Genomic DNA, 23,846 nt, shown 5'->3' with positions numbered 1-23,846 from the left:
GGATGGCGGCCGCCCTCACCCATCTTGGCGCGCAGGGCGAAGCCAACATGGTCGATGTCGGCGACAAGGCTGAGACGGTGCGCACGGCAGTCGCAGAAGGTTTTGTCGCGATGCGGCCCGAGACGCTGGACATGATCCTCGCCGGCGACGCCAAGAAGGGCGACGTGCTGGGCACCGCGCGCATTGCCGGCATCATGGCGGCCAAGAAGACGCATGAACTGATCCCGCTTTGCCATCCGCTGCTGCTGACCAGGATATCTGTCGATATCGAGGCGGACGCCGCGCTGCCCGGCCTGAAGGTGACAGCATTGACCCGCGTCACCGGCAAGACCGGCGTTGAGATGGAGGCTCTGAGTGCCGTCTCGGTCGCTTGCCTGACCATCTACGACATGGCCAAGGCGGTCGACCGCGCCATGGTCATCTCCGGCATCAGGCTGGTTGAAAAGACCGGCGGCAAATCCGGCGACTACAAGATCACCGGAGACGAGGCCACCGAGGCAGGCCGATAATGGCGCTGGTCCCAGTTGCCGAGGCGCTCGAGCGCCTGCTGGACGGCGCAGCAGCGCTACCGGGTGAACGCGTCGCACTGCTGGATGCCGCAGACCGCGTGTTGGCGGAGCCGGTCGTGGCGCTCCGAACCCAGCCGCCGTTCAATGCCTCCGCCATGGACGGCTATGCCGTGCGGGCGGCCGATATCGCGTCCGTACCGGCAAGGCTTTCGGTGGTCGGCATGGCGCCGGCCGGACGCGGCTTTGCCGGAACGGTGCAGCAGCGGCAGGCCGTGCGCATCTTTACCGGCGCGCCGCTTCCCGAAGGCGCCGACACCATCGTCATCCAGGAGAACGTCCGCGATCTCGGCGGCGGCAGCGTCGAAGTGACGGAACCGACGGTGCAGGGGCGCAACATCCGCCGCCTCGGGCTCGATTTCGCCAAGAGCGATGTCCTGCTGCCCAAAGGCCGCCTGCTCGACCCGGCGGCCTTGTCGCTGGCGGCATCGGCCAATCACCCCGAGGTGCGCGTGGTCAAACGGCCGCTGGTCGCCATCATCGCCACCGGCGACGAATTGCTGCCGCCGGGCAGCGATCTTGGCCCCGACCAGATCATCTCCTCCAACGCCTATGGTGTCGCCGCTGCCGCACAGTCGGTCGGTGCGCGCGCGCTCGACCTTGGCATCGCGCCGGACCGCAGGGAGGCGATCGCTGCGCTGGTTGAAAAGGCCGTGAAGGCTGGCGCGAACGTCATCGTCACGCTGGGCGGTGCCTCGGTCGGTGACCACGACTTCGTCCATGACGTGCTGACCGGGCAAGGCATGACGCTCGATTTCTGGAAGATCGCCATGCGGCCGGGCAAGCCGCTGATGTTCGGGCGGCTGGGAGACATTCGCTGCATCGGCCTGCCCGGCAATCCGGTGGCAAGCCTGGTCTGCACTCAGCTCTTCCTGAAGCCGCTGCTGGCGCGGCTCGGCGGCCGCGCCTTTCAGCAGGATATACGTCGGGCACGGCTCGGTGCTGCCATGCCGGCCAACGATCTCAGGCAAGATTATGTGCGGGCTGTTGTCATAGATGACGCCGGTACGCTCGTGGCGACGCCGTTCGGCATCCAGGACTCCTCGATGCTGAAAATGCTGGCCGATGCCGACGGGCTGATCGTTCGCGCGCCGTTCGCTCCTGCCGCGGCGGCGGGCTCCCCCTGCGACGTACTGATGCTACGCTGAACCCTGCCTCACTCCGAAATCAAGGTCCGGGTCAGCGGGTGATCTGGATCGGCCAAACCGTCGATGATGTTGAAATGATGCCGGTCAGGCTCGACCACCAAGCTGGTCGCGGTACCCAGGCCGATCCAGATGTTGGCCAGCAACGCGCTCTGACGCAGGAATTCGGCGCGCTCGCCGCCGCCGGCCCAGCAGGTCAGGCGGGCCTTGTCCATCGGGCGCAGCAGCACTGGGCTTTCGGCCTGCGCCTCGGCCTCATCGATCGCCAGCGTCTCGTTCATGCCGGTGCGCATGATCGGGCGCAAATCGTGCACCCCCGAGATCGACACCACATGACGAACGCGCCGGACCACTTCGGGCGCCAGCGGCGTCGTCGCCGTAACCATCCGGCTAACAAGATGGCCGCCGGCCGAGTGCCCGGTCAGCATTAGCGGCCCTGCGACCATCGCCGCCGCCTTGCCGATCGCCGCGCCGACTTCCTTGACGATGCCGCCAATGCGTATCTGCGGACAGAGCGTGTAGGACGGCATCGCCACCGCATAGCCGCGATCAACAGAGCCAGTGGCAAGATGCGACCAGAAATTCTTGTTGAATTCCATCCAGTAGCCGCCATGAACGAACACCACGAGTCCCTTGGGCTTGATGGCCGGCAGGAAAAGATCGAGCCGGTTGCGTGGGTTGTCGCCATAGGCCATGTCGAGCCGCGCCCTGCCCTCGGTCGAAAGCACGTCGCGGAAAACCCGCGCGGGCTCGATCCAGGCCGCCGGCCACCGATCGCTGCCGGCTATGTTGGCGCTGTTGGCATAGGCGTTGTCCCAATCGGCAATGTGACGTTCGAACACCCTGCGCCTCCCTGGCAATATGGCCTTGCAACGTAGCCGTGAGCATCGCGCGGCGCGTCGTCGCCAGCCTCACGATTCCAGCTCTCGCATCAATCTCAAGTGACAGCTGCTTTGATGGCGAAGCGCGCATCCTTCCACGCACCGGTGCGCAGGATGTCCTCAAGCACTTTGACGGCCTGCCAGACATCGGCATAGCCGACATAGAGCGGGGTGAAGCCGAAGCGCATGGTCAATGGCGCGCGAAAATCGCCAATCACGCCACGTTCGATCAGCGCGCGCATGACCTGGTAGCCATACTCATGCATGAATGAAATCTGGCTGCCGCGTTTTCCCCATCGCGCGTGCTTTCGAGCGTGAGCCCGTAAGTGCCGCACTTTGCCTCGACAAGCTCGATGAACAGATCCGCCAGCGCGATGCTCTTCTTGCGCACCGCCGTCATGTCGACATCGTTCCAGATGTCGAGCGCGCCCTTCAGCGTGCGCATCGACAGGACCGGCTGCGTGCCGCACAGAAACCGGCGGATGCCGGTGCCGGCCGCATAGCCTGGCTCGAAGGCGAAGGGCCGTGCATGGCCCCACCAGCCGGTGAGCGGCTGCTGGATGTAGGAAAGATGCCGCTCAGCCGCATAGATGAAGGCAGGCGCGCCCGGGCCGCCATTCAGATATTTGTAGGTGCAGCCAACGGCAAAATCGGCGTTTGCCTTGTCGAGCTCGACTGGCATCGCGCCGGGGGTGTGGCAGAGATCCCAGACGATCATCGCCCCGGCTTCCTGAGCCCTGCGCGTCAGCGCCGGCATGTCGCGCAGTTCGCCCGACTTATAGTTGACGTGGTTGACCAGCACCACGGCGGTGCGTTCGTCGATCAGCTCTTCGATGGTCGGCGCGTCGACCCCCGAGAGGCGCAGCAGCGTATCTTTTCGCGTCGAAACCACACCCTCGGCCATGTAGAGGTCCGTCGGAAAACTATCGCCCTCGGCGACGATGACCTGCCGCTCCGGTCGCATGGCCATGGCGGCGTGCAGCAGCTTGTAGATGTTAGCCGATGTCGTGTCGCAGACCACCGTCTGGCCGGCCGCGGCACCGATCAGGCGCCCGAGCTGGTCGCCAAGTTCAAGCGGCATGTTGAACCAGCCGGCCGTGTTCCATGCGCGGATGAGATCATGTGACCATTCTTCGGTCGCGGCCTTGTGCAGTTCATCGAAAGCGGCACGTGAAGCAGCTCCTAGCGAATTGCCGTCGAGATAGATCACTCCTTGCGGCAACACAAAGCGGTCGCGCATCGCGCGCAGCGGATCCGCGGCATCCATCGCCTTTATGGCCACGAGATCGGGAATTCCTGTCATGATTTGTCTGCTCCCCAGGATCCAACGCAACGCCGGACACGCATCGACTGTTCTTCCATTACCTGGTTGCGCGCAGCAAGGCTCCACCGGCGAGAAGCAGCCTGACCAGGCGGTGGAAACCGGGACTTAACCCGAGGTTGGCGTTTTGAGTTCGTTTCGTTCACGGTGCATTGACCAAACCGTACAGTCGATACGGGTTCAATTCCGTGCCTTTTGCCGACCGACGGCCGATGCCAGTGCCGCCTTCTAGGATGCCAGAAGGGCGCAAACGAAAGCAGAATCAAGGCGATGAGGCTCGCGGCGGTGAAAATGCGATACGCCGGTAGGGGACGTCGTTTGTTTCCCGAGCCTTAACGCATTCATTAAACTTTAAACAGTTGCGGAACACAACTGGAACAGATAGTGTTTGTTCTGGGTTTGTTTTTCTGATTCTGTTGGGGGTCGCTATGCTGACACGCAAACAACACGAACTGCTTATGTTCATCCACGAAAGGTTGAAGGAAAGCGGTATCCCGCCTTCCTTCGACGAGATGAAGGAAGCGCTCGACCTGGCTTCCAAATCCGGAATCCACCGGCTGATTACGGCGCTGGAGGAGCGCGGCTTCATTCGCCGTTTGCCCAACCGGGCCCGTGCGCTGGAGGTGCTGCGCCTGCCTGACTCGATCGCCCCCGGCCTCAATGCGGCACGCAAGTTCTCGCCGAGTGTCATCCAGGGCAGTCTTGGGCAAGGCGGTCCTCGGCAAGGCAAGCCGACATCGTCGCGCGTGCCCGCAGCCGGAAATGACGACGATGTCGTCGCCGCCGTTTCGATCCCGGTGATGGGCCGCATCGCCGCCGGTGTGCCGATCGACGCCATCCAGCACCAGACGCATTCGATTTCGGTGCCGCCGGATATGATCATGGGCGGCGAGCATTATGCGCTCGAGGTCAAAGGCGATTCGATGATCGAGGCCGGCATTTTCGACGGCGACACGGTGATCATCCGCAATGCCGATACGGCGAGCCCCGGTGAGATCGTGGTGGCACTGGTCGACGAGGAGGAAGCGACGCTGAAGCGGTTCCGCCGCAAGGGCGCCTCGATCGCCCTGGAAGCCGCCAATCCGGCCTACGAGACGCGCATCTTCGGACCAGACAGGGTCAAGGTGCAGGGCAAGCTCGTCGGACTGATCCGCCGCTACTGAGCCCCGCCCTTGGCGCCGGCTTTGGGGTTGTCGGCCCTGCGGTATGGCGGCAGGCCCCGTGCCGCGCGTGAAAATTTCCGCTGCACGTGCCAGGGCCGGTATGATTTTTCGACCGCGAAACGGATTTCGGCGCGCGTTGCCGCTTGTGGATCGAAGTAGACGGCGGCACTTCCCGCGCGCGCCAGTTGCCGTTTGGTGACGACGAGGACCAGCCGGTCGTAGTAGCAGGGGTTATGGGCGGTGGCGTCGTCGATGACGATCAAGCTGGCAAAGGCGCAGGCTGGCCGCGCAGTATCGCGGTCCTTGGCTTGCGCGATGATCGCGCCGGATGGATGCCTGGCAAGGCAGAGGCCGTCCGTGCAAATGAACGGCATGCCCGGCGGTAGGTCGGCCGGATCGGCAATGTCGAATTGCGGGTCGTTCTGTCCAGGTGTTTCCGGCGCGACGATAGCCTCTGATGTGAGCGCGCGTTTCCAGTTGTCGATGGTGAACTCATTCGGGCGTGCCCGGTTGACCGCGAGTTCACCGCTGCCGATCGGCAGCGCGACCAGCCGTGCGTCCTCCGAGACCAATACGTCGGGTATGCGTGTCTGCGTTGTCGTCAGCAAGCCGGCGAGCGCAAAAGGAAGTGCCGCCAGCCGCAACCAGGTCGTCGCCATGCTGGCAATGACGAGGGCGATCGTCACCAGAAGGACGGATCTCAGCGAAATCAGCCCGACCGCATCGATCGGCGAGCGCTCCGAGATCCACCCGGACAGGGCGATCATCGCCGTCAGCCCCTTGCCCATGACATAGAGGAAAGGGCCATCCGCACCGAACGGCATCGCCAGCGCGCTGAGAACGGCGAAGGGCATGACGACCAGTGACACGATGGGCATGATGGCCAGATTGGCGAACAGGCTGAGCGGCGCCACGCGCTGGAAATGCCATATGGCGAAAAGCGCCGTGGCGCTCCCTGCAATGATCGAGGTCATCGCCAGACCGCACATGCCCAGCAGGACCTTTCGCGTGGCAAAGCGTAGCGGCGACAGCCGCGGCGGCGGCATGGTGGCCCTGCCGGCGCGGTAATCGGACCAGCCTGCTAGGCGCCGACAAGGGCCGCCGTCGCGGCGAAGGACATCTGGAAACTCGGACCGACCACCTCGTGCGGCGACACCAGGATGACCGCGATGGCCGAGATCGCCAGGTTGCGCATGGTGAGCGCGGCCCGGTCGAACAGCACGGCGATAAGCATCACCGCCAGCATGATGAAGCTGCGTTCGGCCGCCACGACAATGCCGGAAAAGACGAGGTAGGCCGCAATCGAAAAAAGCGCGGCGGCCGCGGCATATTTCTTGACCGGCCGTCGCGATGAGAAATCGGGAAACAGCGCGAAGGCACCCCGCAGCAGCGCCATGATGGTGCCGGCGACCAACGCCATATGCAGCCCCGAGATGGAGATGATGTGGTAGATGCCGGTGCGCCGCATCGCTTCGTTGATCTCCTCGGGAATGCCGGCGCGCACGCCGACGATCAGCGCAGCAGCAATCTCGCCCTCGGCACCGCCGATGCGGCTGCGGATATGGTCGGCGATGGATTCGCGCGCGTCTTCGATCGCGGAAGAAAGCTGCGCGGCAAGCGGCATGCTGCCCGACGACACGACTTTCGGATTGCCGAGAAAAAAGCCGCTGCCGCCGATACCGGCGAAATAGCTGTCGAAGGAGAAATCATAGCTGTCGGGCCGCACCGGGCCGGTCGGCGGCAGCAGCCGCACATAGCCCGTGATCTCGGAACCGGCGGTCAGCTCAGCCGGTATCTTCATCGCCGAAACGCGGACCCGTTCCGGCATGTAGCGCAGTGTCGGCCTGGCCGTTGAGATCACATCGATTGTCAGCCTGATGCGGCCGCTCGCCATGGGCTCGTACGATACGACGCGACCCGTCAGCCGCGTCGAGATTTCGGAGCCGAGCATATGCGTTCCGACACGCCATGTCTCGAACTTGGCGGCAAGTACGCCAAGCGCGCAGAGCAGCGCCACCATGAAGCACAGGCGCGTCCTGGGCCATGACCGCGAGACGACGGCACAAAGGGTCGCGAGGAGCGCGATTGCGATCGGCTGTGGAAAGGCCGGCTCCACCGACAGCCCGAAATAAACGACCACCCCGCATGCGAGGAACACCGGCACCAGCAGGAAGGCGATGCCGCGGTCGAGTTCCAGGCCGGCTGCCGTGGTTACGCTGTTGCGGATACGGGACGGTGACGGGAGGCGGAAACGCCTGGGCAGGCGTACGATGGGCTCGCCCGCGGGCACGAGAACCGCTGCTGGGTCGCTGGCCGGCAGCGACGGAGCATCGAAGCGCGGAGCAGGTAGCAATGCCGGTGCCGGCAGGACGGGCGGGGGAGCGGCAAACAGCAAGCGTTCGCTGACGCCGCTGCCAACGTCCTCGCCCTTGCCCGCACCACGGCCTCGCACAGCCATCGGGTCTGCCCCTTGCGCCCTCGACCTCCTATGCTACATGAACGCGCAACGCGCGAAAGTCCGCAAACCCACTTCCTTCGCCCGCCTGAGAGTTCCATGCCCGATAAGGTCGTCACCCGTTTTGCCCCCTCGCCCACCGGCTATCTGCACATTGGCGGCGCGCGCACGGCGCTGTTCAACTGGCTGTACGCCAAGCACACGGGCGGCACGATGCTGCTGCGCATCGAGGATACCGACCGTGAGCGGTCGACGGATGCGGCGACGGCAGCCATTCTCGACGGGCTTTCCTGGCTCGGACTCACCTGGGACGGCGCGCCTGTCTCGCAGTTCGAGCGTGCGCCGCGCCATCGCGAGGTGGCCGAGGAGCTCGTTCGTATGGGCAAGGCCTATTATTGTTATGCGACGCCTGCCGAACTAGAGGCAATGCGCGAGAGCGCACGCGCCAAGGGGCTGCCTCCCCGCTATGATGGACGCTGGCGCGACCGCGACCCGTCGGAGGCGCCGCCCGGCGCCAAGGGGGCGATCCGCATCAAGGCGCCGACAGACGGCGAGACGGTGGTGCATGACCGCGTCCAGGGCGACGTGCGCTTTCCCAACAAGGATCTCGACGATTTCATTATTCTGCGCTCGGACGGCAATCCCACCTACATGCATGCCGTCGTCGTCGACGATCACGACATGGGCATCACCCACATCATCCGCGGCGACGATCATTTGACCAACGCCGCACGCCAGACCGTAATCTATCAGGCCATGGGCTGGAAGGTGCCGTCGATGTCGCATATCCCGCTGATCCACGGTGCCGACGGCGCCAAGCTGTCGAAGCGGCACGGTGCGCTTGGCGTCGAAGCCTATCGCGCCATGGGCTACCTGCCGGAGGCGCTGCTCAACTATCTTGCGAGGCTTGGCTGGAGCCACGGCGACGATGAGATCATGTCGATCGCCGACATGATTGCATGGTTCGACATTGGCGACGTCAACAAGGGCGCCGCCCGTTTCGACTTCGCCAAGCTCGAGGCGCTTAACGGCGTGCATATGCGCCGGATGAACGACGCGGCGCTGCTCGACATCTTCATCGCCACTCTGCCCTATCTTGAAGGCGGCCCGGCAATCGCCGCGCGCCTCGACGACAGACGCAGGGCGCAACTGCTTGCCGCTTTGCCGGGCCTGAAGGAGCGCGCCAAGACGCTGGTCGAACTTGTTGAAGGGGCTGCATTCCTTTTCGTCGAGCGGCCGCTGCCGGTCGACGAGAAGGCGGCGGCGCTGCTCAGCGGTGAGGCGCGCGCGATCCTGCGGGGCGCTCATGCGGCACTAGCCACGGTTTCGGAGTGGTCTGCCGCCTCAGCCGAAGCCGCGATCCGCGACTATGCGCAGGCCGCCAGCCATAAACTCGGCGCCGTGGCCCAACCTTTGCGCGCCGCGCTCACCGGCAAAAGTACCTCGCCAGGTGTCTTTGATGTGCTTGCCGTGCTTGGCCGCGAGGAAAGCCTGGCGCGGATCGCTGATCAAATCGATTAGCAAACTGGCCCAAGAAGATTGGCATTGAAAGGTGTGTTTCGCAGTGCAACATTGGGTCTTGGCCTAATCTGCCGCGCAGATTCAATTGCGGGCGCAAATGTGCGTATTCCGATGCTTTTGACGTGTTGGGTTCAGATATTTTGCCTTTGCCGGCCTGAGGAAACAAAAAGGAGTTTGCTATGACCGAACCTGCGACAAAAATGGAATTTGGCGGCAAAACCCAGGCATCGACGGCCAAGCTGGAACTCGGCGGCAAAACCCATGAATTCAAGATACGAAGTGGTTCGGTAGGACCTGACGTCATCGACATCGGTTCGCTCTACAACACCGCCGGCGTCTTTACCTACGATCCCGGTTTTACGTCGACGGCGAGCTGCGAATCGGAAATCACCTTCATCGATGGCGATGCCGGCATTCTTTTGCACCGCGGCTACCCGATCGACCAATTGGCCGAGCACGGCGACTTCCTCGAAGTCTGCTATCTCTTGCTCTATGGTGAACTCCCGACCAAGGCGCAGAAGGACGATTTCGACTACCGGGTGACGCGCCACACCATGGTGCATGAGCAGATGTCGCGCTTTTTCACCGGCTTCCGCCGTGATGCGCATCCGATGGCGGTGATGTGCGGCGTGGTCGGCGCGCTGTCGGCCTTCTATCACGATTCCACCGATATCTCGGACCCCTATCAACGCATGGTCGCGTCAATGCGGCTGATCGCCAAGATGCCGACGATCGCGGCGATGGCCTATAAATACCACATCGGCCAGCCATTCATTTACCCGAAGAACGAGCTGAATTTCGCAGCCAATTTCCTGCATATGTGCTTCGCCGTGCCTTGCGAGGAATACAAGATCAATCCGGTGCTGGCCCGCGCGATGGAGCGCATCTTCATCCTGCACGCCGATCACGAACAGAACGCCTCGACTTCGACCGTCCGCCTGGCCGGCTCGTCGGGCGCCAATCCTTTTGCCTGTATCGCTGCCGGCATCGCCTGCCTGTGGGGTCCCGCACATGGCGGCGCCAACGAGGCAGCCCTGAACATGCTGGGCGAGATCGGTCATGTCGATCACATCCCGGAATTCATTGCGCGCGCCAAGGATAAGAACGATCCGTTCCGATTGATGGGATTTGGCCACCGCGTTTACAAGAATTACGATCCGCGCGCCAAGATCATGCAGAAGACCGCGCACGAGGTCCTGGGCGAGCTCGGCATCAAGGACGATCCACTGCTCGACATCGCCATGGAGCTGGAAAGGATCGCACTGACCGATTCCTATTTCATCGAGAAGAAGCTCTATCCGAACGTCGATTTCTATTCCGGCATCACGCTGAAGGCGCTGGGCTTTCCCACCACCATGTTCACCGTGCTGTTCGCGGTCGCCCGCACCGTCGGCTGGATCGCGCAGTGGAAGGAGATGATCGAGGATCCGCACCAGAAGATCGGTCGCCCGCGCCAGCTCTATACCGGCGCGCCGGAACGGGACTACGTGCCAATCGCGAAGCGGTGAAGGTGGTGAATGGTGAATGGTGAATGGTGAATGGTGAATGGTGAATGGTGAATGGGAGTAGCGAAGCGTCGCTCCCTGTCCATAGAAACCGCTATTCACAATTCACTATTCACAATTCATAATTCACTCACTTCCTCACCATCCCCATCACCACCCCCGCGGCAATCTCGCCTGACGGCTTGGCGGTTGCCATACGCCCGGCAATGTCGGCAAAACCATGCTTCTGCCAGGTGCGGTAGGCGGTATCGGAGCACAGCGCTTCCAACTGCCGCGCCAGATAATGCGGCCGCACATATTGATTGTAGTGTTCCGGCACAACCGGCCGGTCGGCAATGAGATTGGGCAAGGCTGCGCTCCATACTTTGATCAGCGGCTGCGCCATGCGCATGACCGGATCGAGCCGGTAGCAGGAGATCATTGGCACACCCGCCAGTGCCAGTTCCAGCGATACCGTCCCCGACGCGATCAGCGCCGCATCCGCCTTGCCGAAGGCCTGCCATTTGCGTTCGGCATCAAGGATGATCTCCGGCTTCTCGTCCCAGCTCGCGACCGAGGTCCTGACCAGGTCGGCGACGTGCGGCACCGTCGGCAACAGCAGGCGCAAGCGGTGCCCGCGCGCCCGCAGGATCGACAGCGTTTCGCCGAACGGCCCAACCAGGCGCCGCACCTCGCCGCGACGCGAACCGGGCAATACAAGCAACGTTTTCACACGGTCAGCGGCGAGGTTACGCGGCTGCGCCTGCGCCCTTGCGGCACTGACTATGCCCGGATCGTGTGTAAGGCGATGCCCGACATAGGTGCCGGGCGGCCCGCCCAGGCGAGCGAGTTCCTTCACCTCGAACGGCAGGATGCAAAGAATGTGATCGACATATGGCTTCATCGCCGCCGCCCTGCCCGGCCGCCAAGCCCACACGCTCGGGCAGACATAGTGGACGATCGGGATAGTCGGATCGGCGGCACGCACCTTCTTGGCGACGCGCAGCGAGAAGTCCGGACTGTCGATGGTGATAAGGCAATCGGGCTTTTCACCGGCAATCGCGTTAGCCGTCTGGCCGATCCGCCGTATCAAGCGCGGCAGGTCGCGCAGGATGGCGCTAAGCCCGATCAGTGCGATCTCGCTGCCGTCGAACAATGGCGCCAGGCCGAGCGCCTGCAAATGGCGGCCGCCGATGCCGACAAGCCGAACTTCGCGCCCGGTCATGCGCTTGAGCGCCTGCACAAGGTCGGCGCCAAGCAGGTCGCCGGACTCCTCGCCGGCGACGATGGCTATCTTCAACGGCCGCTCATTCGCCATGCGCCGGCTCCGCAGCAGGCAGGCCGATCACGAACAGGCCGAGCGCATTGGCACGTCCGATGGTGGCGGGACCTTCGAGCACTAGCGAGCGACCGGCTTCGACGGCAATGCCGGCCAGTCCGGCGGCATGCGCGGCCTCGACTGTCAGCGGGCCGATGGAGGGCAGATCGGCACGCAGTTCCTGACCGGGCTTGGCGCATTTGACCAGAACACCGCGGCTCCCGCCGGCCAGCCTGCCGTGCCCGCGCAACTCCCTTGTCCGCTCGAGCAGCCCGTCGGTGCCTTCGACGCCTTCCAACGCAATGGCGCGGCCGCCGACCGCAACAGCCGCTTGGCCGATATCCAGCGCGCCGATGGCTTTTGCCGCCGCGTGCGCCGCCTCGATGTCACGCCAGTCGGATTTGCGTGGCGCCGCCTTGGTCAGCAGGCCTTCGGCGGCGACCAGCTCCGGCACGATCTCGTGAGCGCCGACGACCTTGATGCCGCTGCGCTCGATCCTGCGCACGAACAGTTTCAGCACCGTATCGTCCCCCCGGGTTACACCGACGAAGAGGCTGGGTAGCCACGCGAGCAGGCCCAAATTGAGGCGCATGGCGCTCAGCCTGGGGCGGCGCGTGATATGACCCGCGGTTACGAGATGCGTGACGTGGTGCCGCTTAAGGATCGGCAGCAGCGAGCCGACGTCTTCCAGCCTCAAGGTTGCCTGCTCATAGGGCTCGAAATCGGCTATGCGATCGACCTCGCCGGCCGCCATCACGACGAAGGGCAATTTGCCTTGCCGGGCGAGCGCTCGGGCAATTTCGACCGGGAGACTGCCGCCGCCGGCGATGATGCCGACCTTGGCATCTGGCGCGAGATCAAGGCCTTTTCCGGCAGCCTCAATCTTCGTCATCTGCCCTCAGTCTTCATCATCGGTATCGTCGCCGTCGCTACCCTTGAGGGACGGCACGGCGTAGTGCCGCTTGCCGCGACCGGCGATGAAGTCGACGATCTTCATGGCAGTCGGCGACGAGGCGAATTCCGCCTTGGCAAATTCGATGTTTTCGCCGACGGTCCGGGAGCGATCGAAGATCGTCTTGTAGGCTTTGCGCAGCAAGTGGATCTCCGAACGCGGCAGGCCGGCGCGCTTCAGGCCAATGATGTTGAGGCCGCGAAGGCTGGCACGGTTGCCAACGGCGATGGCGTAAGGAATGACGTCGCCGACGATCGCCGAGCAACCGCCGAGAAAGGCGTTATCGCCGATGCGGACAAACTGATGAACTGCGGTAAGGCCGCCGATGTAGACATTGTCACCGACTTCGCAATGCCCGCCTAACGTCGCTTGATTGGCGAAGGTGGCGTTCTTGCCGACCACGCAGTCATGGGCAATATGGGCATAGGCAAGGAAATTGCCGTTGTCGCCGATCGTCGTCTCGCCGCGGCTGGAATCGGTGCCGACATGCATGGTGACACCTTCGCGGATCGTGCAGTTCTCGCCGATCACCAGCGTGGTACGGCCGCCCTTGTGCTTGGTGTTCTGCGGCGGCCCGCCCAGTATCGCCATCGGATAGACCTTGGTCGATGCACCGATCGTGGTCGCGCCAATCACCGAGACATGGCTGACCAGTTCGACGCGGTCGCCGATCACGGCGTTTGGGCCGACGTGACAGAAGGGCCCGATGCGGGCGCCTTCGCCGATTTGGGCGCCTGCCTCGATGACCGAGGATGGATGGATGACTGTCTGGATTTTCATTAGCATTCGTTTGTCAGCCGCTTGCGACCATCATCGCCGAGATCTCGGCTTCCGCCGCCTTGGCGCCATCGACGAGGGCCTCGCAAGCGAATTTGAGAAGATTGCCGCGTTTCTTGATTTTCTTCACATGAATTTTCAGCTGGTCGCCTGGAACGACCGGCTTGCGGAACTTGGCATTGTCGATGGTCAGGAAATAAACCAGCGACGGCTTTTCCGTACCAAGGCTGCGGATGCAGATCGCGCCGGCCGTCTGCGCCATCGCCTCGATGATCAGCACGCCGGGCATGACCGGCTGGTCGGGGAAATGACCTTGGAAATGCGGCTCGTTTATGGTGACGTTCTTGATGCCGATGGCGGATTCGTCGCCATCTATGTCGACAATACGGTCGATCATCAAGAACGGATAGCGGTGCGGCAGGAGCTTCATCAGCCGCATTATGTCAACCGCTTCGAGCGTCGCCGCTGCGATGTCAGCCATTTCCCCCCTCACCCTGTTTGCGCGTCCGTGCAAGTCTGCGCAAGGCCGCTATCTCGCGCATGGCTTCCGCCATCGGCTGCGCCGGATATCCTCCCCAAATCTCACCGGCAGGCACATTGCTCATAAACCCGCTTCTTGCCGCAAGCTTGGCCCCGGACCCGATGGTCAAATGATCCGCAAGGCCGACACCGCCACCCATGGTGACGTTGTCGCCTACCGTCACGGAACCGGAAATACCCGAAAGCCCGGCTATTATGCAATTGCGGCCGATGCGAACGTTGTGCGCGATCTGCACCAGATTGTCGATCTTGGTGCCCTGGCCGATGATCGTGTCGGACATGGCGCCGCGATCGACGGTCGTATTCGACCCGATCTCGACGTCGTCCTGGATGATGACGCGGCCGATCTGCGGAACCCGCTCCGGACCCTTGGCGCCGGCCACGAAACCGAAGCCATCCTGGCCGATCCTGGCACCGCCATGGATGATGACGCGATTGCCAATCAACGCATATTGCACGCTGGCACTTGGACCGACATAGCCGTCGCGGCCAATCTGCGAAGACGGACCGATGACCGCATGCGGGGCAATGACGGTCCCGCTGCCGATGGCAGCGCGAGGTCCGATGATCGCACCCGCTTCGATGATCGCGCCGGCCTCGACATGGGCGGTCGCATCGATATGGGCGTGCGGCGAGATACCGGTTTCGCCGGTCATCGGTCCAGGCGTTGCAGCCGCCGGAAAAAGCAGACGCCCGACCATTGCGAAGGCCTGCTGCGGGCGCGGATGCACCAGCACCGCGATGCCCGCCGGCGCCTTGCCGGCAAATTCGGCAGGGCAGAGAACCGCCGCCGCCCGCAGTGACTGCATCAGGGCGAAATTGCGCCTGCCATCGACGAAGACAAGGGCGTTCTCGCCGCCTTCGTTGGCGGGCGCCAGAGCCTCGATCGATACGTCGGAGAGACCGGAATCAACAAGCGTCGAGCCGGTCAGATTCGCGACTTCGCCGGCCGTATACCGGCGTGAGGGCGCGAAGAACACCGGATCGGTCATTCCAGAAGCAATATCCAGCTAGCGCATGACCCGAAAATCGGAAATCGACCCTCGGAAAGGATCATGCGCAAATCAAAATGCTACAACGTCCTTTGCGCGTCCGATAGGACGCGCTGCGCTGTAGTGTCGGATCACTGCCATCCGGATCCAAACGAGCCGGAAGCATCATTGCCCGCACATCAGAAGCGGGTCGATATGCCGAAGTTGAATTCCTGCACGTCGTCGGTCTTTTCCTTCTTGACCGGGATCGCATAGTCGATGCGGATCGGGCCGAAAGGCGATGCCCACATCAAACCGACACCGACGGAAGCGCGCCATTCCATGCCGGTTGTCGAAGAATTGACAAGGCCACTTGCGATTTTGCTGCCGTAGAGCGTTGCCGCATCGGCGAACACAGCGCCACGCAAACCGAAGCTTTCGGGGATGACCGGCAGCGGGAACTGAGCTTCCGCCGAGGCATTGAAGTAGGTGGTGCCGCCGAGATGGTCATTGCTGTTGTCCGAAGCAACCGGGCCGATGCCGCCGTATTCGAAACCGCGGATCATACGGTCGCTGCTCTGGAAATGGTCGAAGACGCGCAGATCGCCGTTGCCATAGCCTTGGACATGGCCGGCGCCGCCCGAAATGAGGCCCACCAGGTCCAATTGTTCGGACAGCGTCTGATAAATGCTGCCGCGCGCCGTGACCTTGATGAACTTGGCATCGCCGCCGACGCCAGCCACTTCGGTGCCGACATTGGCATAAATACCGTCATGCGGGTTCTTCATGTCGTCGATGGTATTGTAGATCAGGCCGAGGCTGACCGAGGACTTGAGCCATGGGCTCTCTTCAACGCCGTTTACGATCGCCTGGGAGACGTCGCAGGTGCCACCATTGATAACGGGAACGCAGCCCTCGTCGAACTCGTACTTCTCTTGCGCAATATTATAAGCCAGCTGCGTTGAGATATTGTCGGTGATCGGCAGACCGAAGCGGACGGTCGCGCCTGTCGTGTCGCTGTCGTAATGGTCGTAGTTTCGGCTCTGCTTGTAGATGTCGAAGCCGGCCGCGATCCGGCGGCCGAGGAAATAGGGTTCGGTGAAAGAGAAGCTGTAGTCGCGCGAGTTCTTGCCACCGCCCGCCGCCACCTTGATGAATTGGCCGCGACCGAGGAAGTTGCGCTCACTGACGGAACCTTCGACGGACGGACCTGACGTTTCACCGCCGCTCGAATAACCGGCGCCGACCGTGAACTCACCGGTCGATTTCTCGACCACATCCACCACCAGAACAACCTGGTCCGGCTCAGAACCCGGAACGGTGGAAATTTCGACTTTTTCAAAATAATCGAGCGCTTCCAGCCGCCTCTTCGCGCGCTGGATGAGCACCTGATTGAAAGCATCGCCTTCGCTGACATCGAACTCGCGGCGAATGACGTAGTCGCGCGTCCGATCGTTGCCGCGAATCTCGATGCGCTCGATATAGGCCTTGGTCCCCTGATCGACCGTATAGACGACCGAGATCGTGTGGTTCTCGAAGTTGCGGTCGCCGCGCGGCGTCACCTGGGCGAAGGCATAGCCGGATCCAGCGACCTTTTCGGTCAAGGCGATGATCGTGTCCTCGACGTTCTTGGCGTTGTAGACATCGCCCTTGTGGGTCTCGACCACCGATTCAAGTGACTTGGCGTCGACCTCGGGGATCGTGCTTTCGACGCTGACATCCCCGAACGTATAACGCTCGCCCTCCTGTACCGTGATGGTGACGGTGTATTTGTTGGTGGTGTCGTCGAGTTCGCCGACAGCCGAGACGACCTGGAAGTCGGCATAGCCGTGATTATAATAGAAGCGGCGCAGCAGCTCCTGGTCGGCGCGCAGCTTGTCCTCGTCATAAACGTCGTCGCGCAGCACGAACGACAGGAAGGACGAACGCTTGGTGGAGATGATGTCCGACAGCCGGCGGCTCGAATAGGCGCTGTTGCCGACGAAATTGATCGCTGCGATCTGGGTGCGGCCGCCTTCGTTGATGTTGAAGACCACGTTTACCCGGTTGTCGCCGAGATCCATGATCTGGGTGGTCACGGCGGCATCGTCGCGGCCGATACGCCGGTATGCGGCCTTGACCGCCTCGACATCGGCATCGAGCTGCTGTTGCGAGAAGGTGCCGCGCGGCTTCAATTGCACCGCGGCCTCAAGCGCGTTGTCCTTGAGCTTCTTGTTGCCCTGGAACAGCACCTGGTTGACGACCTGGTATTCGGACACCTTGATGACCAGCGTCGATCCGACCTGGTTGATCTGCACATCCGAAAACAGCCCGGTGCCAAACAGCGCCTTGACCGCATCGTCGATATCCGAACTGGAAAACGCCTTCCCTGGCTTGATCGTCACGTAATTGCGGATGGTGTCCGCGTCGACACGCTGATTGCCGGTGACTTCGACTCTGGAGACGACAGCCGCCTCGGCGGCCGATGTGGCAACGAACTGCACTGCGAGCGCGCCTGGTACAACCAGAGCGGCGGACATAGCCACCGCGGACGCGGCGCTCAGAAACTTGGATGCTGCCTTCATCGGGCTTTTGTACCTTTTCTCGAAGTCCCCACGGCGAGAAAACCGGACGTGCGGTAATTTCCCCTACCGTATTAACCGGATTTTCCCTACACGCAAGGCTTCTGGTTAATTTGTATTTACTTAACCCTGCGGCGTGGCTTTCGCGTCACGCATATCCCCACGCATGGTAAACGGCGTCTCAACATTGCTCGTGCCGAAGCCAAATTCCTTCATGATTTCAGCACCCAAACAGATCGTTCCAGAAAACAAAGCCCATGAACCCGAGCACCAATATGAGGCCGCTTCGGTAAGCCATTTCCATCATGCGTTCGGACACCGGCCGCCGGATGACAGCCTCCACGCCGTAGAACAGAAGATGCCCTCCGTCGAGGGGGGGAATCGGCAAAAGGTTGAGAATCCCTATCCCGACTGACAGGAATGCAACAAGCTGCACGAGCCATTCAAAGCCGAGCTTTGCCGCCTGACCCGACATCTTGGCGATCTTGATGGGGCCGCCCAGCTGGCACTTGTCCTCGCGACCGACAACGAAACGTTGCAGGAACTGGCCGGTACGCTGGATGACGTGTCCGGTTTCCTGGACCGCTGCCCCGACCGCCCCGGCCGGACTATAGGTGATCAGCCGTGGCTGGCCGAGTTCCTTGTTGTTGACGACGCCGATCACGGCCACCTGGACCTTGTTGCCCAGTGCGTCTTGTTGTTCCATCAAGCGCGGCGTCGCCGTGACGGTGATTTCCTTGCCGCCGCGTAGCATGACGAAGGTGATGCTGTCGCCGGCGCGGCCAGAGACCAGACGCTGGACGTCGGCAAAGGTCTCGACCTTGCTGCCGTCGACGCTGACGAATCGGTCGCCGGGCATAATGCCGGCCGCGGCGGCCGGACTGCCGACGGTGACCTCAGCCACCATCGGCTCCAGCACGGGCCGGCCGTGGACGGAAAACAGCACGGCAAAGACGGCGATCGTCAGCAGGAAGTTGAACAGCGGCCCCGCCACGACGGTCGCCGCCCGCTTCCAGATCGGCTGCGTGTGGAAGGCAACCTTGCGTTCTTCGTCGCTCAGCGCCTCGATCTCCTCCGAGCTGGGCTGGCTCGACGTCGCGTTCATGTCGCCGACGAACTTGACGTAGCCGCCGAGCGGTATGGCGCAAAGCTTCCAGCGCGTGCCGCGGCTATCGTTGAAGCCGATGATCTCTGGGCCGAAACCGATCGAAAAGGCTTTTGCGCCGATACCGCACCAGCGCCCGACGAGGTAATGGCCCATTTCGTGGACAAAAACGACCACGGTCAGCACGAACAGGAAAGGCACCAGCGTGCCGAGGACAAAGCCCTCTGTGCTGAAAACCGCGTGAAAAATCTCGTTCAATTCATGCCCTCAAATTCATCCACGGCACAGATCACGCCGCGACTGTGACATCAATCCAGGCGAATCCATGACGCAGCCCCGCGCCGGCCCACTGACGATGCCGTTCAAACCGGAAACAGCCCCTGTGCCGGATGGTCGGCGGTAGCGGAAATCCAGGCGATGACGTATAGGGCGAAAGCCGCCGCAACAAGCCCATCTACCCGATCCATGATGCCGCCATGGCCGGGTATCAGCGTGCCGGAATCTTTACGGCCGTGGCATCGCTTGACCCATGATTCGAACAGGTCGCCGGCCTGCGCGACAATCGAAAGCACCAGTGCGACCACGCCAAGCACGACGAGGTTGCCCGTTCCGGCTACGGCGGCCAGAAGCAGCCCGGCCACTACGCCGCCGACCACCCCACCGAGCGCCCCGCTCCGCGTCTTGCCCGGCGAGATCGACGGCGCCAGCCTTGGACCACCGATGGAGCGGCCGACGAAATAGGCAAAGATATCGGTCGCCCAAACCACGGCGAATAGGAACAGAATGGCCAGCAGCCCTGAATGGTCGCCGTCACGCAAGAAGGCCAGCGACAAGCCGGACACGGCCGCATAGGCAAGGCCGGATGCTTCCCACGGTCCTGCCCTGCGCATGGAAGAAGCGACGGCAGTGACAGCAACCAGAGCCGCGACGAGCGGCAGCAGCAAAGACGCAGGCAGGCCGGCGACGAGGGCACCAATAAAGACCACGATCAGCGCCTCGGGCAGAAAGCCGAGACCTGCCGTAGCACCAGCACCTGCCGGGGCAACGGGGCGGCTCATCCGCGTCCACTCGTAGAAGATCACCGCCGCCATGGCGGCGCAAAGCAACCGGAAGGACAGTCCGCCGAGCCAGGTCAGGGCAAGCGTGACGATGGCAAGCACGACGGCCGAAATGACCCGGAGTTGGAGGTTGCTCATTCCTCAGCCTGAGGCGACATCTTGGGCGGCAAGTCCGCCGAAGCGGCGCTCGCGGCCGGCGAAATCGCGCAGTGCATCGGACAGGTGCTCGCGACTGAAGTCGGGCCAGTAGCAAGGCAGGAAAACGAGTTCGCTATAGGCGGCCTGCCATAACAGGAAGTTGGACAGCCGAAGCTCGCCGCTGGTGCGGATGACCAGTTCCGGGTCCGGAATGCCCTCTGTATCGAGCGAGCTGGCAAAGGAATCGGCCGTGATCGCCTCGCTCTCGATCTCACCGCGCGCCACCGCCGCTGCGAGCTTGCGCGCGGTGCGCACGATCTCGTCGCGCCCGCCGTAATTGAAGGCAATGACCAGTGTCAGCGCCTCGTTGCCGAGAGTGAGCGTTTCGGCTTCCTCGAGCAGCCCCCTTATGTCGGGCTGCAGCCCTGCCCTGTCACCGATGACCCTGATCCGCACCCCACTCTGGTGCAGCTCGGCGAGGTCACGTCGGATGAAAAGTTTAAGCAGGCCCATGAGGTCGCTGACTTCGGATTTCGGCCGTGACCAGTTTTCCGACGAAAAAGCGTAGACGGTCAGGAAGGAGATGCCGAGGCGGGGGGCGGCGCGCACTGTCTTGCGCAGCGCCTCGACGCCGGCGCGGTGACCGGCCAGCCGCGGTAAGCCGCGCGCCTTGGCCCAGCGTCCGTTTCCGTCCATGATGATCGCGACATGCGCGGGCGTTGCCATATTCTCGCTTCCGGGCCAGGCGTGGCCAGACCCTAGACCTGCATGATTTCCGCTTCCTTGTCGGAAAGCAGGTGGTCGATGGTGCTGATTGTCTCGTCGGTCAGTTTCTGAACCTGGTCGGCCCGTTTGCGGTGGTCGTCCTCACTGATGTCGCCGTCCTTTTCCGCCTTTTTCAGAAAGTCCATGCCGTCCCGGCGAACGTGGCGTGCGGCGACGCGGGCATTCTCGGCATAACCGTGCGAGATCTTGACCAGTTCCTTGCGGCGCTGTTCGTTGAGCTCGGGCAGCGGAATCCTGAGATTGGTACCGTCGACGATAGGATTGAAGCCGAGATTGGCTTCACGGATGGCGCGGTCGACTGCGCTGACCATCGACTTGTCCCAGACCGAAACCGAAATCATGCGCGGTTCCGGCACCGACACTGTTGCCACCTGGTTGATCGGCATGGTGGTGCCATAGGCCTGCACCTGGACGGCATCGAGCAGGTTGCTCGACGCGCGGCCGGTGCGCAGCGAAGCCAGATCATGCTTGAACGCGGCGATCGCCCCGTCCATGCGCCGTTTGAGATCGTCGTACTCGCCACTCATCATCGTCTCCTCGACCCGTTAACCCGGGTTCACTGCTTAGGCCCTGTTCGAGCCTCATCCGCAACCGGTCCCTTTCGGGTTCATGGTCCGGTCAATCGTCTGCGACAACCGTGCAACGGCCGCCGCCCCTCAGGATATCGCCGAAGCCACCCTTCTCGTGGATCGAATAGACGATTATCGGAATGTTGTTTTCGCGCGCAAGTGCAATCGCCGCCGTATCCATGATCGAAAGCCCGCGTTTGATGACTTCGTCATGGCTGATCCGCTCGAAACGTGTCGCATGCGGGTCCTTCTTGGGATCAGCCGAATAGACACCATCGACCTGGGTGCCCTTGAACAGAGCATCGGCGCCGATCTCGGCGGCGCGAAGGGCTGCAGCCGAATCGGTGGTGAAGAACGGATTGCCGGTGCCGCCGGCGAAGATGACGACCTTGCCCTGGTTCATGTAGGCGGTCGCCTGACGCTGCGAAAAACTTTCGCAAAGCTCGGGCATGGCGATCGCCGACAGCACCACGGCGTCGACGCCGATCTTGTTGAGCGAGGTGCGCAGCGCGAGCGAATTGATAACCGTGGCGAGCATGCCCATATGGTCGCCGGTGACGCGGTCTCCGCCTTTTGACGCAACCGCGACGCCACGGAAGATGTTGCCGCCGCCTATGACGACACCGACTTCGATGCCCAATGCGCGGGCCTCGGCGATGTCGGCGGCGATGCGGTCGACCACCGATACGTCGATGCCGAAATGCTGCTCGCCCATCAACGCTTCGCCCGACGCTTTCAGCAAGACACGTCGGTAGAGGGGCTTCACCGTCATCTGGTCCTCGTCATCGTGCGTGTGACGCGTTTCGGTGCGCCCCGAAACACTGGGCGTTCCGATACACGAAGGGCACCGCGATGTCACGCGGCGCCCGAGCCGGAAAGTTGAGATCGTGGACCGGGATAGCCGTCAGCTCACGCCGGCAAAAGTGCCTCGCATGAGCAGATCCGGCAGATAGCTTGCCGGCTTACCGCCAACCGCCTGCCCACCGGTCAGGCCGCCTTGTATTTCAGGGCCGAAGAATGAATACGGAAAGGGCGTGACCGGCCGGCTCACCGCATCGAGCCGTGCCCGAAGATCTTCGGGAATGTCGAAATCAAGCGCGCCGAGATTGTCCTTGAGCTGGTCAAGCCTGGTGGCGCCGACGATGACGGACGCAATGCCTGGCCTGTTTGCCGTCCAGTTCAGGGCGACCTGGGCCATGCTGCGGCCGAGCTGGCCGGCAACCCTCTCCAGTTCGGCGACGATTTGCCAGTTGCGATCGGTGAATTTCTGGAAACCGGGGTTGGTCGAACCACGCATTGTCTCCAGCCGGCCACCATCCTCGACGATTGTATCGAAACGGTATTTTCCGCTGAGCAGGCCGCTGGCCAATGGACTCCAGACCATGATTCCGGCGCCATAGCGCGTGCCGAACGGCACGAACTCGTGCTCGATGTTGCGCTCGGCCAGCGAATATTCGAGCTGAAGCGCCGAAACCGGTTCATAGCCGCGATGCTCGGCGACGGCCTGCGCCCGGCTTGCGTACCAGGCCGGCACGTCGGATAGACCGACATGCCGGATCTTTCCGGCGCGCACCAGATCGTCCAGCGTCCGCATCACCTCCTCCGGCGGCGTCAGCCTGTCCCAGGTATGGAGGATGTAGAGGTCGATGTAGTCGGTGCCGAGCCGCTTCAGCGAACCGTCTACTGCTCGCAGGATGTTCTTGCGGCCGTTGCCCCCGGCGTTCGGGTTGCCCGGTTCGGCGTTGTAGGTGAATTTGGTACTGATCACCGCCTTGTCGCGCAGCCCACGCTCGGCGATGAATTCGCCGAGCCAGGTTTCGGCCGTGCCACCGGTATAGAGATCGGCGGTATCGAAGAAATTGCCACCGGCTTCGACATAGGCATCAACCAAGGCGCGCGCGGTTTCCTTCTCCGCGCCCCAGCCCCATTCCGTGCCGAACGTCATGGTGCCGAGCGCCAGGCGGGTGACACGCAGCCCGCTGTTGCCGAGCGTGTAGTAGGACATGGTCATGGATTTCTCCTGAAGTTTGAAAAGCGGGATTGAGGTCTTGCCTGGGATACGCAGTCAGGCCTTGGCCAGCGCATCGACCACCACCTGGAAGCGGCGCGGATCGAAATAATCGTGGTAGGCGCTGATCAGACCGCTCTTGAAGTGGAAAATCGCGATATTGCTGTTGGTGTATTCAGTGCCGCCGATCAGCACCGCGCGGTTCTTGTACTCGACGACGATCGCGTCCGAATCCGCTGCCGGATAGATGGCTGTCAGCTGCGAATCGAAGGATTCGAAATTACCGAAGAGGCCTCGGAAGGCCGCCAGGATCGCGGCCTTACCATCGATGCTGTTTCCAAATCCTGCCGGCGGGTAGAAGACAAGTATCCGGCCATCTTCAGCCCAAAGGTCGCCCCATGCCTCAATGTCCTTGCGGTGCATCAGATCAAAGAATTTACGCACGGTCTCGAGATTACGGGTTCGTTCGGAATCGAGGTCGGTCATTAGACGTCTCCTTGGCTGCTCGGCGATTGCCGTGTGATGCA

General features: G+C 62.5%; 19 protein-coding genes and 2 pseudogenes. 5 read left to right on the top strand and 16 right to left on the bottom strand.

The genetic code is table 11. From position 1 onward, the window contains the following. The first annotated feature begins 2 nt into the window (after window positions 1-2). Entirely contained in the window at window positions 3-509 is a 507-nt protein-coding gene (gene moaC / locus NKH16_RS00925) for a cyclic pyranopterin monophosphate synthase MoaC (protein ID WP_352616142.1), read from the top strand. Then, the gene (locus NKH16_RS00920) at window positions 509-1,714 is read left to right on the top strand and encodes a molybdopterin molybdotransferase MoeA (protein WP_352742717.1); all 1,206 of its coding nucleotides are present in this window, start codon (window positions 509-511) and stop codon (window positions 1,712-1,714) included. The genes moaC and NKH16_RS00920 overlap by 1 nt, the downstream gene beginning before the upstream one ends. Before the next feature lie 8 nt (window positions 1,715-1,722). Here NKH16_RS00920 and NKH16_RS00915 read toward each other — a convergent pair whose 3' ends face one another. Both NKH16_RS00915 and kynU read right to left on the bottom strand, forming a co-directional pair. Next, window positions 1,723-2,553 (bottom strand): hormone-sensitive lipase, encoded by an 831-nt coding sequence (locus tag NKH16_RS00915; protein ID WP_352742715.1) that lies wholly within the window; start codon window positions 2,551-2,553, stop codon window positions 1,723-1,725. A gap of 95 nt (window positions 2,554-2,648) precedes the next feature. Continuing rightward, window positions 2,649-3,895: pseudogene (gene kynU, locus NKH16_RS00910) on the bottom strand (kynureninase). Between the two features lie 446 nt (window positions 3,896-4,341). Here kynU and lexA point away from each other — a divergent pair. After that, on the top strand, window positions 4,342-5,076 hold the full coding sequence (gene lexA, locus NKH16_RS00905; protein ID WP_352448829.1) for a transcriptional repressor LexA: 735 nt from the start codon (window positions 4,342-4,344) through the stop codon (window positions 5,074-5,076). Here the strand turns inward: lexA and NKH16_RS00900 are convergent. Then, window positions 5,070-7,534 (bottom strand): annotated as a pseudogene (locus tag NKH16_RS00900) (ComEC/Rec2 family competence protein). The gene lexA and the pseudogene NKH16_RS00900 overlap by 7 nt on opposite strands. 96 nt (window positions 7,535-7,630) lie before the next feature. Here NKH16_RS00900 and gltX point away from each other — a divergent pair. Together gltX and gltA are read left to right on the top strand one after the other, a co-directional pair. Next, on the top strand, window positions 7,631-9,052 hold the full coding sequence (gene gltX, locus NKH16_RS00895; protein ID WP_352742711.1) for a glutamate--tRNA ligase: 1,422 nt from the start codon (window positions 7,631-7,633) through the stop codon (window positions 9,050-9,052). A 179-nt stretch (window positions 9,053-9,231) separates the two neighbouring features. Further along, the gene (gene gltA / locus NKH16_RS00890) at window positions 9,232-10,560 is read left to right on the top strand and encodes a citrate synthase (RefSeq protein WP_023674946.1); all 1,329 of its coding nucleotides are present in this window, start codon (window positions 9,232-9,234) and stop codon (window positions 10,558-10,560) included. A 127-nt stretch (window positions 10,561-10,687) separates the two neighbouring features. Here the strand turns inward: gltA and lpxB are convergent, their stop codons facing one another. The 13 genes from lpxB to NKH16_RS00825 all read right to left on the bottom strand — a co-directional run bounded on the left by lpxB (window position 10,688) and on the right by NKH16_RS00825 (window position 23,805). Continuing rightward, a complete protein-coding gene (lpxB, locus tag NKH16_RS00885; RefSeq protein ID WP_352897965.1) occupies window positions 10,688-11,854 on the bottom strand; it encodes a lipid-A-disaccharide synthase in 1,167 nt (388 codons plus the stop codon). Then, a complete protein-coding gene (locus NKH16_RS00880; protein WP_352448825.1) occupies window positions 11,844-12,746 on the bottom strand; it encodes an LpxI family protein in 903 nt (300 codons plus the stop codon). The genes lpxB and NKH16_RS00880 overlap by 11 nt, the downstream gene beginning before the upstream one ends. A gap of 6 nt (window positions 12,747-12,752) precedes the next feature. After that, window positions 12,753-13,586, bottom strand: coding sequence for an acyl-ACP--UDP-N-acetylglucosamine O-acyltransferase (gene lpxA, locus NKH16_RS00875; RefSeq protein WP_352742707.1), 834 nt, complete (start codon window positions 13,584-13,586; stop codon window positions 12,753-12,755). 13 nt (window positions 13,587-13,599) lie between these two features. Continuing rightward, complete coding sequence (gene fabZ / locus NKH16_RS00870; protein ID WP_023674942.1) at window positions 13,600-14,064, bottom strand: 3-hydroxyacyl-ACP dehydratase FabZ; 465 nt, start codon at window positions 14,062-14,064, stop codon at window positions 13,600-13,602. Continuing rightward, the gene (lpxD, locus tag NKH16_RS00865) at window positions 14,057-15,115 is read right to left on the bottom strand and encodes a UDP-3-O-(3-hydroxymyristoyl)glucosamine N-acyltransferase (protein ID WP_352742705.1); all 1,059 of its coding nucleotides are present in this window, start codon (window positions 15,113-15,115) and stop codon (window positions 14,057-14,059) included. Before lpxD ends, fabZ begins: the two co-directional genes overlap by 8 nt. 179 nt (window positions 15,116-15,294) lie before the next feature. Further along, window positions 15,295-17,658, bottom strand: coding sequence for an outer membrane protein assembly factor BamA (gene bamA / locus NKH16_RS00860; RefSeq protein WP_352474279.1), 2,364 nt, complete (start codon window positions 17,656-17,658; stop codon window positions 15,295-15,297). A 217-nt stretch (window positions 17,659-17,875) separates the two neighbouring features. Next, complete coding sequence (gene rseP / locus NKH16_RS00855) at window positions 17,876-19,018, bottom strand: RIP metalloprotease RseP (RefSeq protein WP_352448821.1); 1,143 nt, start codon at window positions 19,016-19,018, stop codon at window positions 17,876-17,878. A 104-nt stretch (window positions 19,019-19,122) separates the two neighbouring features. After that, the gene (locus NKH16_RS00850; RefSeq protein WP_352742702.1) at window positions 19,123-19,956 is read right to left on the bottom strand and encodes a phosphatidate cytidylyltransferase; all 834 of its coding nucleotides are present in this window, start codon (window positions 19,954-19,956) and stop codon (window positions 19,123-19,125) included. 3 nt (window positions 19,957-19,959) lie between these two features. Next, the gene (locus NKH16_RS00845) at window positions 19,960-20,682 is read right to left on the bottom strand and encodes an isoprenyl transferase (protein ID WP_352742700.1); all 723 of its coding nucleotides are present in this window, start codon (window positions 20,680-20,682) and stop codon (window positions 19,960-19,962) included. A gap of 32 nt (window positions 20,683-20,714) precedes the next feature. Continuing rightward, complete coding sequence (gene frr / locus NKH16_RS00840; protein WP_084640965.1) at window positions 20,715-21,269, bottom strand: ribosome recycling factor; 555 nt, start codon at window positions 21,267-21,269, stop codon at window positions 20,715-20,717. Between the two features lie 91 nt (window positions 21,270-21,360). Beyond that, a complete protein-coding gene (pyrH, locus tag NKH16_RS00835; protein WP_023674934.1) occupies window positions 21,361-22,083 on the bottom strand; it encodes a UMP kinase in 723 nt (240 codons plus the stop codon). Window positions 22,084-22,215: 132 nt separating this feature from the next. Beyond that, window positions 22,216-23,322 (bottom strand): aldo/keto reductase, encoded by a 1,107-nt coding sequence (locus tag NKH16_RS00830; protein WP_352821611.1) that lies wholly within the window; start codon window positions 23,320-23,322, stop codon window positions 22,216-22,218. A gap of 54 nt (window positions 23,323-23,376) precedes the next feature. Next, complete coding sequence (locus tag NKH16_RS00825) at window positions 23,377-23,805, bottom strand: nuclear transport factor 2 family protein (protein WP_352624878.1); 429 nt, start codon at window positions 23,803-23,805, stop codon at window positions 23,377-23,379. Between the last annotated feature and the right edge of the window lie 41 nt (window positions 23,806-23,846).

Source organism: Mesorhizobium sp. M1307 (genome assembly GCF_040318155.1).
Taxonomy (GTDB): domain Bacteria; phylum Pseudomonadota; class Alphaproteobacteria; order Rhizobiales; family Rhizobiaceae; genus Mesorhizobium.
Note: the sequence above shows the minus strand (reverse complement) of the source record. Positions and strands in the feature narration are given on the sequence as shown.